Raw genomic sequence first — 16,809 nt, forward strand, 5'->3', positions numbered from 1 at the left:
GCGTGCGGCATCGCCGCCGTTAGCGTTGGACCATGCGCTATGTGGTGATCGGCGGGGGCGTCGGGTGTGCTCGATACGTGCGGGGGCTGCGCGAGCAGGAGCAGCGCTCGGGAGCGGATGCGTCGATCGACGTCATCGTCAACACCGCCGACGACTGGTGGGTCTCGGGGCTGCGGATCTCGCCCGACCACGACAGCATCCTCTACACGCTCGCCGGGCAGAACGACGACGAGCGCGGCTGGGGCCGACGGGACGAGACCGAGCGCGTCTCGGCGGAGCTCCGCATGTGGAACGCGACGCCCGATTGGTTCACGCTGGGTGACCTCGACCTCTCGACGCACATCGCCCGCACCGCGTGGCTGCGCGAGGGCCGGAGCGTCTCGGAGGTCTTCGCGCGGCTCGGCACGCGCTGGGAGCTCGGGGCGACCCTGCATCCGGCGACCGACCAGGAGATCGACACCCACGTCGTGACCACCGATGGTCAGCGCCTGCACTTCCAGGAGTGGTGGGTGCGGCACCGCGCATCGCTGCCCGTCGCCCGGTTCGAGCAGCACGACATCGCCGCCGCGCGCCCGTCCGACGGGGCACTTGCAGCCCTCGCGGCGGCCGATGTCGTGCTGCTCGCACCCTCGAATCCGGTCGTCTCGATCGGCCCGGTGCTGGCTGTCCCCGGCATGCGCGACGCCGTGCTCTCGGCCGGCAACGGCCGCGCCCCCGTCGTCGGCGTCTCGCCGATCATCGGCGGAGCAGCCGTGCGCGGAATGGCCGACGCGTGCCTCACCGCCATCGGCGTCGAGACCGATGCCGCGGCGGTCGCGCTGCACTACGGCGCGCGATCGGCCGGCGGCATGCTCGACGGGTGGCTGGTCGGCGAGGAGGACGCGGGTTCTGTGGGCACGATCGAGGGGGCGGGCATCGCCGCCCGTGCGGTTCCGCTGTGGATGAGGGATGCCGAGACCTCGGCCGCTCTCGCCGCCGACGCCCTTCGGCTCGCGGCTGAGCTCACTCACGGCTGACCTGGCGGCTGCCCGGAGCCGAGCCGACGCTCGCGGCCGAGCTCAGGGATTGCTCACCGCCAGGCTGCCCGAAGCCGTCGCGGGCGGCGGGAGCGGCATCCGGAACAGAGAAACGCCCGGCCCGCACGAAGCGGACCGGGCGTTCCCGGCTCATTGACTCAGAAGTCGAAGTCGCCGATGTTGTCTGCGTCGAAGACGTACGGCTCGCCGAGCAGGACGACGCCGTCAGCGCCGACCTCGTAGTCGCCGAGCTTGCCGGCGGCGAACGAGTCGCCCTCCTTGCCGGTGATGTCACCCGCGATCAGCGCCTGCGCGGCATACGCGGCCAGGTAGCCGAGGTCAGCCGGGTTCCACAGCGCGAACGCGGTGACGGTGCCGTCCTCGACGTACTCGCGCATCTGGTTCGGCGTGCCGAGCCCGGTCAGTGCGACCTTGCCCTTGTACTCCGACGTGGAGAGGTAGCGCGCGGCCGCCGCGATGCCGACGGTCGTGGGCGAGACGATGCCCTTCAGCTCSGGGTAGGTCTGCAGCAGCGCCGCSGTCTTGTCGAACGAGGTCTGGTCGTCGTCGTCGCCGTAGACGACCTCGACGAGCTCGATGTTCGGGTGGTCGGCGGCGAGCATCTCCTTCATCGTGTCGATCCACGCGTTCTGGTTGGTCGCGTTCGCCGAYGCGGAMAGCACSGCGATCTGACCGGCATCMCCGATCTGCTCCGCGATCAGGTCGACCTGCACCTTGGCGATGCCGTCGGCGGTGGCCTGGTTGATGAACAGGTCACGGCAGTCGGGGTTGGTGTCGGAGTCGAACGTGACGACCTTCACCCCGGCGTCCCGCGCCTCACCCAGAGCGTCGCAGAGCGCCTCGGGGTCGTTCGCCGACACGATCAGCGCACCCGCGCCCTGCTGTGCGGCGGTCTGGATGTACTGCACCTGCGAGGTCGGGCTCGCCTCCGAGGGGCCGACCTCATCGAGTGTGCCGCCGAACTCGTCGGCCGCCTCGGTCGCACCCTTCGTCGAGGTGTCGAAGTACGCGTTGCCGAGGTTCTTCGGCAGCATCGTGATCGACAGGTTCGACGAGTCGCCTCCGCCGCCGCTGCCGTCTCCCGAATCATCCGAGCCCCCTGAGCAGCCGGCGAGAGCAAGCGCGCCGACGGCGAGCACGGTGGCAGCGACCGCGAGGCGCCCCTTGCGCTGAAGTCCGAACATCATTGTTTCCTTCCTTGGTGCAGTTGCGGTGTGCAGTGACTGCGGTGGTTTATCGTGCCGACGAAGACGCTTCGAGCTGCGCTTCGCGCCGGCCTTTTCTCTTCCCGATGGCGGCGCCGCGTCGGCGCTGAAGCCATGCGAGGAGGCTGGAGGACACCACGGAGATGACGAGCAGGAGTCCCGTGATGATGTTGATGACGTCGCTGGTGATGCCGGCCAGGCGCAGGGCCGACCCGAGCACGCCGATGAGCAGTACGCCGGCGATGACGCCGTGCAGCGCTCCGCGACCGCCGAAGATCGAGACGCCGCCGAGCAGCACCGCCGCGATGATCTGCAGCTCCATGCCCATGGCGTTGTCGCCGCGGGCGTTGGAGTAGAGAAGTGTGAAGTAGACGCCCGCGAAGCCCGAGACCGTGCCACTGAGGACGAACAGCAGGAACTTCGTGCGTCCGACGTCGATGCCCGAGAAGGACGCCGCCTCCTTGTTCAGCCCGATTGCGTAGAGCGAGCGGCCGAAGGGCGTGAAGTGCAGCACGACCGCGAAGACGATCGCGAGGACGACGAACGGGATCATGATGACCGGCACCGGGGTTCCCGGAATGTTCGCCTTGGCGAGATCGGTCCACTCCTCGGGGAACTCGGTGATGGCCGTGGTGCCGAGGAGCCCGACGGCGATGCCGCGGAACAGCGCCAGCGTGCCGATCGTCACGGCGAGCGAGGGCAGCCCGACCACGGTGACGAGGAATCCATTGATGACCCCCGCGACGACTCCGGTGAGGACGGCGGCGAGCGCCGCCAGCGGGAAGGGGATGCCGGCGTGCGTCAGGATGCCCGTCATGACGCTCGAGAGGCCCACGATGCTCGCCACCGAGAGGTCGATCTCCTCGGTGATGATGATGAGGGTCATCGGAAGCGCGATCAGCAGGATGGGCGCGACATCCCGAAGCAGGTACGTGACCGTCAGCGGGCTGTCGAAGTTGCGCACCGAGGCGAGCGCCACGACGATCACGACGAGCAGGATGGCGATGATCGCGGCTTCGCGGGTGAGCAGGATGCGGCGCCAGGCGGGCTTCGCGTGAGCCTTGTAGACCCGGGTGGACGCGGTCTCGGTGACGGCGGTCATCGCGTCTCCTCCCTCTGTGCGATCAGTCGTCGGTGCTGCCGGACCGCGAGGACGCGGTCGAGCACGATGGCGCCGAGGATCAGGACGCCCACGACGGCGCGCTGCCAGAAGTCGTCGATGCCGAGGATCGGCAGCGCGCGGTTGATGGTCAGGAGGAGGAACGCGCCGATGGCGGCACCCCACACCGTGCCGACGCCGCCCGAGATGGCGACGCCTCCGATCACCGCGGCGCCGATGGCCTGCAGCTCCCAGCCGAAGCCGGCGCCTGAACTCACCGTGCCGTAGCGGGCGGCGTACAGCACTCCCGCGAGGCCGGCGAGCGCGCCGCTCACGACGAAGGCGCTGATGACGCGCTGCGTGGTGCGCAAGCCGTAGAGGTGCGCGGCGGCGGGGTCCGACCCGATCGCGTACAGCTCGCGGCCGCTGCGGAGGTTGCGCAGCCACCAGGCGGCCACGATCAGGACGATGAACGCGATGATCGTCAGGATCGGGATGCCCAGGATCTGGTCGGTGCCGAGGCCGCGGAACTCCTTCGGGAGGTCGGACGCGTTGATCCGGTCACTGCCGGTCCACGCGACGTTGATGCCCCGGTAGATGTACATCGTGCCGAGCGTGATCACCAGCGCCGGCACCTTGGCGAAGGCGACCAGCCCGCCGTTGATCGCGCCGAGCAGGCCGCCCAGCACCACGCCGCCGACGAAGACGCCGATGACCGGGATGCCGGGAATGTCGATGAACAGCCGACCGGTGAGGTACGCGGTCAGCCCCACGATCGAGCCGACCGAGAGGTCGACGTTGCGGGTGATGATGACGATCGCCGCTCCGACGGCGACCAGCAGCAGGAGCGAGGGCGTCAGCAGCAGGTCGCGGAAGCCGTCCGACGAGAAGAGGAACGTCGGGTTGCGCACTGTCGCGAACAGGATGATCGCGAGGAGGGCGATCAGGATGCCGGTCTCGCGTGCGGTGACGACATTCCGGACGATCTTGGATGCCGCGCTCGAGCCCGGCTGCACCGTTGTGGCTGTGGTGGTCATCGGGTGGCCTCCGCATCGGCGGTCGCTGCGTACATGACGGCTTCCGGCGTTGCGTCCGCGCGGGCGAACTCGCCGGTCAGGCGACCTTCGCGCATGACGAGGACGCGGTCGGCCATGCCGAGCACCTCGGGGAGCTCGGACGAGATCATGAGGATCGCCATTCCCTGCTGGGCCAGCTGGCTCATCAGGCGGTGCACCTCGGCCTTCGTGCCGACGTCGATGCCGCGCGTGGGCTCATCCACGATGAGGACCTTGGGCTCCGTGGCGAGCCACTTGCCGAGGACCACCTTCTGCTGGTTGCCACCGGACAGGGTGCCCGCCTCGGCATCCAGAGCTGCGGTCTTCACCTCCAGCTTGCTGGCCCAGATTTTCGCCGCCTCATTCTCGAGCGAGCCCCAGATGAGGCCCCACTTCGAGAGCTTGGAGCGGATGGCGAGCGTGATGTTTCGCGAGACGCCGTCGTCGAGAACCAGGCCCTGCTTGCGCCGGTCCTCCGGCACGAGGGCGATGCCCCGCGCGGTCGCCTTGCGGGGATCCCCCTTCGGGAGCGGCATCCCGCCCAGCCGGACGCTGCCGCTCTCGTAGGTGTCGACGCCGAACACTGCGCGGGCGACTTCGCTGCGGCCTGCGCCCACGAGTCCCGCCAGCCCGACGATCTCGCCGGCGCGCACGGTGAACGAGATGTCGCGGAACACGCCGGCGCGGGTGAGTCCGTCGACCTCGAGCACGACCTCGCCGACCTCGGCGGGAAGCTTCGGGAAGAGCTCGGTGACGTCGCGTCCGACCATCTGGCGCACCAGGTCATCGACAGTCGTCTCGGCGATGGCGGTCGTGTCGATGTACGAGCCGTCACGCATCACGGTCACCGTGTCGCAGAGGTCGAACACCTCGTCGAAGCGGTGCGAGATGAACAGGAGCGCACGGCCCTCGTCGCGGAGGCTTCGCGCGACGGCGAACAGCCGCTGCACCTCGACGCCCGACAGAGCCGCGGTCGGCTCGTCCATGATCAGCACCCGCGCATCGAGCGAGATGGCCTTGGCGATCTCGATGATCTGCTGGTCGGCGATCGAGAGCCCCTCGGTGACCCGGTCGGGATCGAGGGCGACGCCGAGACGCTCGAAGATCTCGACGGCCTCCGCGCGCATCGCCTTGCGATCGATCCGACCCAGGCGGCCGGTGGGCTGGCGACCCATGAAGATGTTCTCGGTGACCGACAGATCGGGAAACAGCGTCGGCTCCTGGTAGATGACCGCGATCCCCGCGCCCTTCGACTGGGCGGTGCTGGTGAAGTCGACCGACTCACCGTCCAGGTGGAAGTCGCCGGCATCGCGTCGATAGAGGCCGGCGATGATCTTGACGAGCGTGGACTTGCCCGCGCCGTTCTCGCCGATGAGGGCGTGGATCGACCCGCGGTGCAGCGTGAGGCTGCCGGAGCGAAGGGCGACCACCGGCCCGAAGGACTTCACCACCCGGCGAAGCTCCAGCGCCGCGGGGTGCGCTTGCTGTGTCTGGTCCGTTGACACGGATCCTCCTCATCGAGGTGAACATGAAAGTGACCTGAATCGATTCAGGAGGTTTCAGGCTACTCTAGGTACGCTCGTGACAGTGGTCAAGTCAGCCCAGCGCTGGTGACCGAATCGTGACCCCGACGAAGTGGAGCAGTTCGTGCCTGCAAGCATCCGAGACGTCGCAGTCCGCGCCGGAGTCTCGGTGGGCACCGTCTCGAACGTGCTGAACCGCCCGGACGAGGTGTCGCAGGAGTCGGTCGATCGCGTGACGCGCGCGATCGAGGACCTCGGCTACGTCCGCAATGACGCGGCGCGCAAGCTCCGTGCCGGAGTGAGCACGACCGTGGGCTTCGTCGTGCTCGATGGTCAGAACCCGTTCTACAACGAGGTCGTCCGCGGCGCTGAGGACGAAGCATCCCGTCACGGCATCGCGATCCTGTACGGCAACACGGACGAGGACGTCGCCAGAGAGAAGATGTACCTCGATCTGTTCGAGGAGCAGCAGGTGCGGGGGCTGCTGATCGCGCCGTACGGGGATGTCACCACACGGCTGCAGCGCCTCCGCAGCCGCGGGATCGCCGCTGTGCTCGTCGATCGCTTCAGCGGGGACGGCAAGTTCTCATCCGTCTCGGTCGACAGCGTCGTGGGCGGGACGATGGCGGTCGAGCACCTGATCGAAGGCGGCCGGCGCCGCATCGCCTTCGTCGGCGGACCGCTCGACATCCGCCAGGTCACCGACCGGCTCGCCGGCGCGCGCGTCGCGGCCGAGAACGCGACCGAGCGCGTCGCGCTCGAGGTGCTGGCGACCACCGCCATGACCGTGGAGGAAGGAGCCGCCGTCGGCGCACGGGTGCTCGCCCGGCCCGCCCGCGAACGACCGGACGCCATCTTCGCCGCCAACGATCTGCTCGCTCTCGGGCTGCTGCAATCACTCGTGGTGGGGAATCGGATGCTGGTCCCCCACGACATCGCCCTCATCGGCTTCGACGACATCTCGTTCGCCGCCGCTGCCGTCGTGCCGCTCACCTCGATCCGGCAGCCGAGCCGGATGATCGGCCGTACGGCCCTCCGGATCCTGCTCGAGGAAGCCGCCGATCCGGTGAGCCTGCCCAGGCAGACGGTGTTCCAGCCTGAGCTCATCGTCCGCGGCTCGACCGAGGCGTGAGGCCGGCTGGCGCTGTAGGGCTGCCGATTCGCGATGCCGCCCGGGGTGACGTAAACTCTTCGGCGGTGACGTGTCCGAGCGGCCGAAGGTGCAACTCTCGAAAAGTTGTGTAGGGTAACCCCCTACCGTGGGTTCAAATCCCACCGTCACCGCCATGAAAACCCCTGTTCATCAGGGGTTTTCTTGGTTAGCGGCGACAATCGCACTGTCAACTCCGTTCCCGGTCTCTTCTCGATTGTTGTCAAGCCGTCGGAGATCCGCGGAATCACGCGGCTTGCCGGCCCCCTACGGTGGGTAGCTGTCCCAAAGTAGGGGTGCCGACCTTCAGTGCGAGGCGCCGACACCGACGTCGAGCTCGCGCCAGTTGCCCGGAGTGGTTCCGCAGATCTTGGCGAACGTGTCGTGGTACGAACTGAGCGAGTGGAATCCCGCCTTCGCCGAGATCGCCGCAGAGTTCAGATCGGTGGTGATCAGGAGGCGCTGGGCCTCCCGCCGCCCTGAGAGAACCGTTCACGATGTGCTGAACCAGACACACGTTGGTTTGGGGGCCAGTCGCCGCCCGCAGTCGTCAGGTTGTTTCCCGGGCTACTAGCACGGCTTCGGATTCCGGGCCCGCCGCAGGAGCGGGCGAACCGGTTGCCGCACTGAGGGCGAGTTGGGCCATGTAGCGCCCGAGCCCCGCACTGTCGATGCGCACGCTGGAAAGAGATGGCACGAAGAGCTTCGCGAGCGGGGTGTCATCATGGCCGATGATCGCCAATGTGCTGGGCACCTGGATGCCGGCGCGGACGGCAGCGCCGGTGACAAGCGCTGCGATGTCGTCGTTGTACGCCACGATTCCGTCGACCCCGGCATCGACCCATTCGGCGATCGCTCGCGCGACGGATGCTTCGGTGACGTCTTCGTCTGCGCGCAGCGGTTCTCCGGTCAGGTCGAACGCGCTCGCTTGGGCGAGTGCGCGCCGCTGCTGCACGAGGTCGGCGATGCGGGGGTCGGTTGATCCGGCAAAGGCGAGGCGGCGCCTGCCTCGGTCGACGAGGTGGGCGACTTGCAGCCGGGGTCCGGCGGCGAACCCGAGTTGCTGTTCAGGTGTGAATTCCTCGGCGCTGATGTTGGGGATGATGTGGGGGACGCCGCTCGCACGGATCTGCTCGAGCTGCTGGCTCGAGAACGGCATCATCCCCATGACGACGTCTGGGCGAAGTGTTTCCCACAGTGGCAGAGCATGGCCCCCGGGATGAGGGGTCATGGTGACRAGCGAATGGCCGGCTTCGTCCAGCGCGAGCGACGCCTCGTCGAGGTTCGCCCGCATGCTGTAGTCCAGCGGCCAATCCGGCAGCACCAGAAGGATGATTCGGCTGTGCCCGCTCGCCAACGCGCGGGCGGCGTTGTTCGGCCGATAGCCGAGGCGCTTCGCCTCGGCCAGTACACGGTCGCGCGTAGCGGCAGAGATCGTCTGTCCCGGGGTCTCGTTGAGCACGAAACCAACGGTCGCTCGCGATATCCCCAGTGACCGGGCAACATCGGCCGCCGTCACCCGTTTGGCTGGAGTGTCCTGCAGTGTCACCGCATCCCCTTTCACTTGCGCGCGCTAGCACCAGTATGTACTATCTCACTAGCTAGCGCGTGCTAGCAACGACCGCCACCCTGACGATGGAGTCCTGCTGTGACCACCCCGAGCCGCGACGAGCCGATCGTCGTTCCGATGCCCGCGCCGATTCCCACGCCGCCTGTCGATCCGGACGTGCTCCTGGCTGAAGGCTCGCCGAACGAGGATCTCCCGCCGGTCAACGCTCGCTACATCTGGTTCATGGTGCTGGCGCAGTTCGGCGTCTTCATGGCCTTCATCACTCCGATCGCGATCTCCCTCGCCGTGCGGCTGGGGGAGCTCGCGCCCACCCATCAGGAGTACCTCGGGTACATCACCGGTGCCGGTGCCGTCTGGGTGATGCTGACCGCGCCATTCATGGGCATCTGGAGCGACCGCACCCGCACCCGCATCGGGCGGCGCCGGCCCTTCATGATCGGCGGCATGATCGTCGGCGTCATCTCGCTGATCGTCATGGCGACGGCGCCATCGGTGCTCATCCTCGGGGCGGGATGGATCCTCGCGCAGTGGGGATGGGGGACCGTCCTCGGCAACCTGCAGAACTCCACCGCTGACCGCCTCCCTGAAGCCCAGCGCGGCAAGGTCGCCGGGCTCACCGGATTCGCGACACAGGTCGCCCCGGTGATCGGCGTGATCGCGACGATGGGCCTGACAGGCAACGCGCTGCTGCTCTTCCTCGTCCCGGGTGTCGTGGGTGTCGTGCTCGTCACCCTGTTCGTGACCCTCGTGCATGAGGACGACAGCCGCGGGCTTCCGCTGGAGCGCCTCGGCGCCGCCGGGGTGCTGCGGAAATACGTCTACAACCCACGCACCTACCCCGACTTCTCGTGGAACTGGCTCGGACGGTTCCTCTTCTACTTCGGCCTGACACTCAACACGACCTTCACGGCCTTCTTCTTCGCCGACCGTCTCGGCCTCTCGATCACTGAAGTCTCCGGCGTGATCGGCACTCTGGGTGGCATCGGCGTACTCGCGACGACCGCCGGCGCGCTCGGCGGCGGATTCATGTCCGACCGCTTCCGCCGCCGCAAGATCTTCCTCGTCCTCGGGGGTGCGATCATGGCGATCGGGATGGTCACGATGGCTCTGTCGTCGAACCTGCCGTTCCTCTTCGCCGGGTCACTGACCGTCTCACTCGGCATCGGCCTGTTCGCCGCCGTGGACATGGCCCTCCTGCTGGACGTGCTGCCAGAGAAGCAGACGGATGCCGGACGCTTCATGGGTATCACCGGCTTCGCCACGTCCATCCCGCAGGCAGCCGCCCCGTTCATCGCCTCCGGCATCCTCCTCATCGGAGTCAGCGGCGCCGACAAGAACTACTCGCTGCTGTTCATCATCGCCGCCGCCTTCGTGCTCCTCGGCGGTCTCGTCATCCTCCGCATCCGCTCGGCCCGCTGACGGTCGTCTCTTTGACCACCTCGGCCTCCGACCCCGATCCCTCAAGGACCCGCATGCCTCTCGCGCTCACACCTCCCCGCTTCCAGCACCACACCGACGCGATCGGCATCGGCGATGCCACTCCCCGGCTGAGCTGGAAGATCGTGGACGCCCCGTCAGGATGGGCGCAGGCGGCGTATGAGCTCCAATCGGATGCAGAGACGATCCGGGTCGATGACTCCGAGACGGTGCTCGTTCCCTGGCCCTTCGCTGCGCTGCAGTCCCGGGAGCGGCGTGAGGTGCGGGTCCGTGTCATCGGCGAGGACGGCATCCCGTCCGAATGGTCGGACCCGTCGGTGGTCGAGGCCGGCCTGCTGAAGCCCTCGGATTGGAGCGCCCAGCTCGTCGGCCCTTCGGACGACTCGATCGCCGCGCCCCTGCTGCGCACGGATTTGCACACGACGGATGCCGCGATCACCCGAGCTCGGGTGTATGCCACCTCGCACGGGCTGTTCCAACTGGAGATCAACGGGCACCGGGTCGGCGACGATGAACTGGCTCCAGGGTGGACCGCCTACGAATCGCGGCTGCGCTATGCCACGTACGACGTCACCGAGCTGCTCGAAACGGGAGACAACGCGATCGGCGCATGGCTCGGCGACGGGTGGTGGCGCGGCCACCTCGGCTGGGGAAAGAAGAAGGCGCTCTACGGTTCGCAGCTCGGTCTGCTCGCACAGCTCGAGATCGACTACGCCGACGGCACCCGGCAGATCGTCGCCACGGGGCGGGACTGGACCGCCGCAACCGGTGCCATCACCTCCGCTGACATATACAACGGCGAAGACTTCGACGCCCGCCTGTTCCACCCCGAATGGTCCACGGTGACCGCCAGCAGCGACGGATGGGCGCCCGTTGTCGTACGGGAACTGGACCCGCAGATTCTGGTCGCCCCCGACGGGCCGCCGGTGCGAGTCACCGAGACGGTCGCCGTGCAGAACGTCCGCACCTCGCCCTCTGGCGCAACCATCCTCGACTTCGGCCAGAACGTGGTCGGCCGGCTGCGGATCACCGTCACCGGCGACGCGGGCACCGTTGTCACACTGCGCCACGCCGAGGTCCTCGAGCGCGGCGAACTCGCTGTCGAGCCGCTGCGCGACGCGAAGGCCACGGACACCTACACACTCGCCGGCGCAGGCGAAGAGTCCTGGGCTCCCCGATTCACCTTCCACGGATTCCGGTACGCCGAGATCACCGGCTGGCCGGGCGAGTTCGACCCCGCCTCCGTCGTCGCCGAGGTGATGCACTCCGACATGCAGCGGACCGGCTGGTTCAGCGCCTCCGACCCGCTGGTGGCACGCCTGCACGAGAACGTGGTCTGGGGGATGCGCGGCAACTTCGTCGACATCCCCACCGACTGCCCGCAACGGGACGAGCGGCTGGGCTGGACAGGTGACCTGCAGGTGTTCGCGCCCACGGCGACTTACCTGTATGACTGCGCGGGGTTCCTCACCTCGTGGCTGAAGGACCTGGCTGCCGAGCAGCGAGCGCTCGGCGGAACGCCGATGGTCGTCCCGGCGATCGTCACCGGCTACTCCGGCCCGACGGCCGGATGGGCGGATGCCGCGACCGTCGTCCCATGGACGCTGTACCAGGCATACGGCGACCTCGGCGTGCTCGAGACCCAGTTCGAGAGCATGGCCGCCTGGGTCGACGAGGTGACCGCCGCGGCGGGTACCGACAGGGTGTGGAGCGCCGGGTTCCAGTTCGGCGACTGGCTCGACCCCGCCGCCCCCGCAAACCGACCGGAACAGGCCCAGACCTACCCCGAGATCGTCGCGACCGCCTACTTCGCCCGCTCGGCCCGGATCGTCGCCGACAGTGCCGCGCTCCTGGGTCGCACCGGTGATGCCGCTCGGTACGGTGCACTCGCCGACGAGGTCAAGACCGCGTTCCACCGCGAGTACGTGTCCCGATCCGGTCGCGTACTCTCCGACTCGGCCACCGCCTACGCACTTGCCCTCGTCTTCGATCTGATCGATGACCCGTCGGAACGGCGGCACGCAGCCGACCGCCTCGCCCAGATCGTCGCAGGCAACGGCTACAAGATCTCCACCGGCTTCATCGGCACCCCGATCATCACCGACGCGCTCAGCGCGAACGGCCACGCCGATGTCGCCTACCGCCTGCTGCTCCAGACTGAGGCCCCATCCTGGCTGTACACCGTCCAACAGGGGGCCACAACGATCTGGGAGCGGTGGGACTCGCTGCTGCCAGACGGGACGGTCAACCCGAGCGGCATGACCTCGTTCAACCACTACGCCTTCGGCGCCGTGGCCGACTGGATGCACCGCGTCGTCGCCGGACTTGCCCCCGCCGCGCCCGGCTACCGACGTCTGCGAATCGTCCCGCAGCCTCCGCGGCGTGGCCTGACATCGGCATCCGCTGCCCTCGACACCCCGTACGGGCGCGCCGCCGCCGGATGGCAGCTCACCGATGGTCGGCTGCGCCTGCGCGTGACGGTGCCGGTCGGCGCAACCGCCGAGGTGGTTCTCCCCTCCGGCGCCACGCAGGAGGTCGTGGCCGGCTCCCACGAGTTCGCGGAGCCGTTCGAAGTGGATGCCGTCACCGCCCGGACTTTCACGATCGACTCGCGCATGGCCGACATCGTCGACGACAAGCAGGCGATGGCAGTGCTCACCGGCGTCATCACCAAGTGGATCCCGGAGGCGGCCGAGCACATGTCCGGAGGTCTGCGGGGTCAGGAGGACGTCACGCCACGGCAGATCTCCGGAATGCTGCCGGACCCGGTAGCCGTCCTCAAAGATCTCGAGCGCGGATTCGCCGCGATATCGGCCGGAGAAGACATTCCGCTCGACGTGATCACCGCCCCTGCGCCGACCGCCGAGGACGATGCACAGCTCGCTGCGAAGGCCGCCATGCTCACCGGCGCCGGCTTCTGGTGGACGAAGGAAGGTGAGGGCGTCCGCGGGATGACTCTCGTCGACGGTCCCCATGGAGTCCGACTCCAGAAGGAGGGCGCGGACCACCTCGGCATGAACGCGAGCGAACCGGCCACCTGCTTCCCCCCGGGCGCGGCGATTGCATCCAGCTGGGACCGCGACCTCATCCGTCAGGTCGGTGCCGCAATCGGCAGGGAGGCCCGGAGTCTCGGCGTGCACGTCGTCCTCGGCCCCGGCGTGAACATCAAACGGTCGCCGCTCGGCGGCCGCACGTTCGAGTACTTCTCGGAGGACCCGCGCCTCAGCGGCGAGCTCGGCTCGCACTGGGTGCAAGGGCTGCAGAGCACCGGAGTCGGGGCGTCGCTGAAGCACTTTGCGGTGAACAACCAGGAAACCGAGCGGATGCGGATCAGCGCCGAGGTCGACGCCCGCACGCTTCGCGAGATCTACCTGCCCGCATTCGAGCGGGTCGTCACCGAGGCCGACCCCGCCACAGTGATGAGCGCGTACAACGCCATCAACGGAGTGTTCGCATCCGAGAACCACTGGTTGCTCACTGAGCTGCTCCGCGAGGAATGGGGCTTCGAAGGACTCGTGGTTTCCGACTGGGGTGCGATCAAGGACCGCGTCGAGGCACTGCGCGCCGGCCTGGATCTCGAGATGCCCGGCTCCGGCGATGAGGGCACAGCTGCGATCCTCTCCGCAGTGCGCGAGGGGCGCCTGGATCGTCAAAGCGTGGAACGCAGCTTCGACCGCGTCGCGCGGCTCGCCGAGCGAACCACCTCCGGCGCGGCGGCGCCCGTCGATCTCTCAGCGCATCATTCGCTCGCACGCCGGGCCGGCGCCGAGTCGGTCGTCCTGCTGCGCAACGAGCACGACGTGCTCCCATTGCGCACAGGTACACGCGTTGCGGTACTCGGAGGTTTCGCCGTCGACCCGCAGTATCAGGGCGGTGGGAGCTCGCACGTCAACCCCACCCAGGTCGACATTCCACTGGACGAGCTCCGCAGCGTTCTCGGCGACGACAACGTCGCGTATGCCGAGGGCTATTCGAAGCACGCCACCGTCGGTGCCGCCACGCTGCTGGAAGAGGCACGGAAAGCCGCAGCATCCGCCGATGTCGCCGTCGTCTTCGCGGGCCTGTACGAGGTGGACCAGTCGGAGGGATTCGACCGGGACGACATCGACCTTCCGCCCGCCCACGTCGAACTGATCCAGGCGGTCGCGGCCGTCGCGAAGCGGACGGTGGTGGTGCTCATGAACGGCGGAGTGGTGACGCTCGAACCGTGGCACGACTCCGTGGATGCGATCGTGGAGGGCTGGGCGCTGGGGCAGGGCGTGGGTGGGGCCCTCGCCGATGTGCTGACCGGGAGCGTGAACCCGTCCGGCCGGCTCGCCGAAACCATCCCCTTCGCGGTGGCGGACAACCCGTCCTACCTGAACTTCCCGGGCGAGAACTGCACGGTCCGCTACGGCGAGGGGGTCTTCGTCGGCTACCGGTATTACACAACAGCCCAGCGGGAGACCCGGTACGCGTTCGGGCACGGTCTCAGCTACACGACCTTCTCGCACGAGGGGTTGGACGTCGTCGCCACCGGTGCCGACACTGCTCGGGCGAGGGTCTCGGTGCGCAACACCGGGCAGGTCGCCGGGGGCGATGTCGTGCAGTTCTACGTCGCACCGGCCCCGTCACGGGTGCGCCGACCGGTACGAGAACTTGCGGGCTTCGTCAAGGTGCACCTGGAACCGGGTGAGTCGACCGTCGTCGAGGTGGAGCTTGACCGTCGGGTGTTCGCGTTCTGGGATATCACTGCCGATCGGTGGCTGGTTGAGCCGGGCACCTACACGGTGCAGTTGGGACGCTCAGCCGTCGAGATCGTCGACGAGGCAGCCGTCGCCCTCGCGGGAGACACCAACCGGCCGAAACCGCTCAGCCTCGACTCGACGGTCGGGGACTGGTTCGGTCATCCTGTGGTTGGTCCGGCGCTCATGCAGGCCATGATGGCCGGAGCGTCCGAGGAGCAGCTCGCCGCAGCCGAGGACAACGGCACCATGCTCAAGATGGTCGAGTCCATGCCGATGGCCCAATTCGCCCGGTTCCCCGGCGTGGAGATCCCCGACGAAGCGCTCGACCAGCTGATCGCCCTCAGCCTCTCGGCTGCAGAGGAGCCAGTTTCAGAAACGGTCGGAGTGGGAGTCTGACGAGGCGAAGCGAGGCGTCCCGGGGCCCCGAAGGGGATAGTTTCCCCAATGACCGCAAGTGATTTCGCCTGCGATGGCCCTTAGGGGACCCGACATAAGTGGTGTCTCWGGGACGGTGTGGAGGTTTGCCAAGCGCTTCCCGCTGGGTTGAGGAGAATTTGAGAAGACGCGAGCGCTTGCGAGCCTTCGTGAGCGATGCGGTCAACCTGCGCGAACCGCGGAAAATCAACGCGAACGCACGCGATCATCGGTGAGCCAGGAGCCCGGATAAGAGTTCAAATCCCACCGTCACCGCCACCTAAAACCCCCGCAGACCCCTTGGAAACACGGGGATCGCGGGGGTTTTGCTTTGGCGGTGCAGGCTAGATCTTGGCGTCCTGCTTCTTGAAGAAGACCTGTTTGATGATCAGCAGGATGGATGCCGTGACCGGGATCGCGACGAGCGCGCCGATGAAGCCGAGCAGCGTGCCACCTATGAGCGCGCCGATCACCACGAGCGATCCGGGTATCTCGATGGCCCGGTTCATGACCTTCGGAGTCAGCACGTACGCCTCGATCTGGATGTAGATCAGATAGCAGATAGCGAAGATCAGCGCCGCTACCGGACTCGTGAACAGCGCGATCACGGTCGCGACGATCCAGTACAGCACTGGTCCGATCAGCGGGATGATCGTGATCGAGAAGGCGAGCACACCCATGAGCAGCGGGTAGGGGAGCCCCAGCACCGCGTGCAGGATGGTCGCCACCACGGAGTTGAAGAACGCCAGGATGACCATGCCCATGAGGTAGCCGCCGACGGAGTCGGTGATCTGGTCGGTCATGGCCCTCACCCCGACGCGGCGCCGAGCCGGCGCGAACTGCATGAGCGAGTCCTTGATGCCGGGGAGCGATGCGGTGAAGTACAGGGTCAGTACGACGACGATCAGTGCGCCCGAGACGGCTTCCGCGATGCCGGCGCCAACTTTGAGCAAGCCGCCGCCGATCGCCGCGACATTCTTCGGGTCGCTGAAGAACTTCTCGACCTCGTTGATGAGGTCGGTGAGACCTGTGCCGAAGATCCCCTCCAGCCACGCGTAGAAGGGGGTCTTCTCGAACTTGGCGATCGTCGACGGAAAGTCCGTGACAAAAGAAGTGATCTGGGTCACCAGCGTCGGGACGACGAGCAGCAGGAGGCCGATGGCGATGATGGCGCCGGTGAGGAAGATGATGGCGATCGCCCAGCCTCGCTTGACGCCGTGCCTGCCGAGCCATTTGATCACGGGGTCCAGGCCCAAGGCCGCGAACGCCGCGAGTCCGATGTAGACGAGGATGGTCGCGATGTTGGTCAGCGCGATTCCGAGCAGCAGGGCGACGAGCCCGCCCAGCGTCAGCAGCAGCCCCACGGTGAAAGGGTTGTCGAGACGTGCCCAGAACGGTCTGCCGACCGCGTTCTCGGCGAGGGCGACCGATGCCGCAGCTTCGGCACGCAGAACTTGGGAGGTGCCGGACATGCCGGCATCGGTTGCGCGCGCGGGATCCGCGGCAAGAGGAGTGGGGCGATCCGTGCCGTCGGCACTGGGCGAGGTTGACGCGTCGGTCATGGTCAAACTCTAGGGGTGATGGTCATTCCC

At 67.7% G+C, this 16,809-nt stretch carries 10 protein-coding genes, 1 tRNA gene and 1 pseudogene; 5 read left to right on the forward strand and 7 right to left on the reverse strand.

Going from position 1 to position 16,809, the window contains the following annotated elements:
- The first annotated feature begins 32 nt into the window (after positions 1-32).
- Positions 33-1,016, forward strand: a complete 984-nt coding sequence (gene cofD / locus AC1DP3_RS09485; RefSeq protein WP_477292919.1) for a 2-phospho-L-lactate transferase — start codon at positions 33-35, stop codon at positions 1,014-1,016.
- Between the two features lie 158 nt (positions 1,017-1,174).
- Here the strand turns inward: cofD and rhaS are convergent, their stop codons facing one another.
- Genes rhaS through AC1DP3_RS09505 form a run of 4 tightly spaced genes read right to left on the reverse strand, consistent with a single transcriptional unit; the run spans position 1,175 to position 5,901 of the window.
- Complete coding sequence (rhaS, locus tag AC1DP3_RS09490) at positions 1,175-2,221, reverse strand: rhamnose ABC transporter substrate-binding protein (protein ID WP_477292920.1); 1,047 nt, start codon at positions 2,219-2,221, stop codon at positions 1,175-1,177.
- 49 nt (positions 2,222-2,270) lie between these two features.
- Positions 2,271-3,344, reverse strand: coding sequence for an ABC transporter permease (locus AC1DP3_RS09495; RefSeq protein ID WP_477292921.1), 1,074 nt, complete (start codon positions 3,342-3,344; stop codon positions 2,271-2,273).
- On the reverse strand, positions 3,341-4,378 hold the full coding sequence (locus AC1DP3_RS09500; RefSeq protein WP_477292922.1) for an ABC transporter permease: 1,038 nt from the start codon (positions 4,376-4,378) through the stop codon (positions 3,341-3,343). The genes AC1DP3_RS09495 and AC1DP3_RS09500 overlap by 4 nt, the downstream gene beginning before the upstream one ends.
- Positions 4,375-5,901, reverse strand: coding sequence for a sugar ABC transporter ATP-binding protein (locus AC1DP3_RS09505; protein WP_477292923.1), 1,527 nt, complete (start codon positions 5,899-5,901; stop codon positions 4,375-4,377). Before AC1DP3_RS09505 ends, AC1DP3_RS09500 begins: the two co-directional genes overlap by 4 nt.
- Before the next feature lie 142 nt (positions 5,902-6,043).
- Here AC1DP3_RS09505 and AC1DP3_RS09510 point away from each other — a divergent pair, with 142 nt between their 5' ends.
- The gene (locus tag AC1DP3_RS09510; RefSeq protein WP_477292924.1) at positions 6,044-7,051 is read left to right on the forward strand and encodes a LacI family DNA-binding transcriptional regulator; all 1,008 of its coding nucleotides are present in this window, start codon (positions 6,044-6,046) and stop codon (positions 7,049-7,051) included.
- A gap of 64 nt (positions 7,052-7,115) precedes the next feature.
- Positions 7,116-7,206, forward strand: a tRNA-Ser gene (locus AC1DP3_RS09515).
- A gap of 169 nt (positions 7,207-7,375) precedes the next feature.
- On the opposite strand, the pseudogene AC1DP3_RS09520 reads toward AC1DP3_RS09515, so the two are convergent.
- Positions 7,376-7,528: pseudogene (locus AC1DP3_RS09520) on the reverse strand (helix-turn-helix domain-containing protein); the annotation flags it as partial.
- A 91-nt stretch (positions 7,529-7,619) separates the two neighbouring features.
- Positions 7,620-8,531, reverse strand: a complete 912-nt coding sequence (locus tag AC1DP3_RS09525) for a LacI family DNA-binding transcriptional regulator (protein WP_477292925.1) — start codon at positions 8,529-8,531, stop codon at positions 7,620-7,622.
- 186 nt (positions 8,532-8,717) lie between these two features.
- On the opposite strand from AC1DP3_RS09525, the gene AC1DP3_RS09530 reads away from it, so the two are divergent.
- Complete coding sequence (locus AC1DP3_RS09530) at positions 8,718-10,058, forward strand: MFS transporter (protein WP_477292926.1); 1,341 nt, start codon at positions 8,718-8,720, stop codon at positions 10,056-10,058.
- Positions 10,059-10,111: 53 nt separating this feature from the next.
- Entirely contained in the window at positions 10,112-15,199 is a 5,088-nt protein-coding gene (locus AC1DP3_RS09535; RefSeq protein ID WP_477292927.1) for a family 78 glycoside hydrolase catalytic domain, read from the forward strand.
- A 362-nt stretch (positions 15,200-15,561) separates the two neighbouring features.
- On the opposite strand, the gene AC1DP3_RS09540 is transcribed toward AC1DP3_RS09535, so the two are convergent.
- On the reverse strand, positions 15,562-16,779 hold the full coding sequence (locus AC1DP3_RS09540) for an AI-2E family transporter (RefSeq protein WP_477292928.1): 1,218 nt from the start codon (positions 16,777-16,779) through the stop codon (positions 15,562-15,564).
- Positions 16,780-16,809: the final 30 nt, after the last annotated feature.

This window comes from Microbacterium sp. P5_B6, assembly GCF_056400345.1.

Coding starts and splice junctions, on each gene's coding strand:
- AC1DP3_RS09535 (WP_477292927.1), top strand. CDS start 10,112: ATGCCTCTCGCGCTCACACCTCCCCGCTTCCAGCACCACACCGACGCG.
- AC1DP3_RS09495 (WP_477292921.1), bottom strand. CDS start 3,344: ATGACCGCCGTCACCGAGACCGCGTCCACCCGGGTCTACAAGGCTCAC.
- cofD (WP_477292919.1), top strand. CDS start 33: ATGCGCTATGTGGTGATCGGCGGGGGCGTCGGGTGTGCTCGATACGTG.
- AC1DP3_RS09540 (WP_477292928.1), bottom strand. CDS start 16,779: ATGACCGACGCGTCAACCTCGCCCAGTGCCGACGGCACGGATCGCCCC.
- AC1DP3_RS09500 (WP_477292922.1), bottom strand. CDS start 4,378: ATGACCACCACAGCCACAACGGTGCAGCCGGGCTCGAGCGCGGCATCC.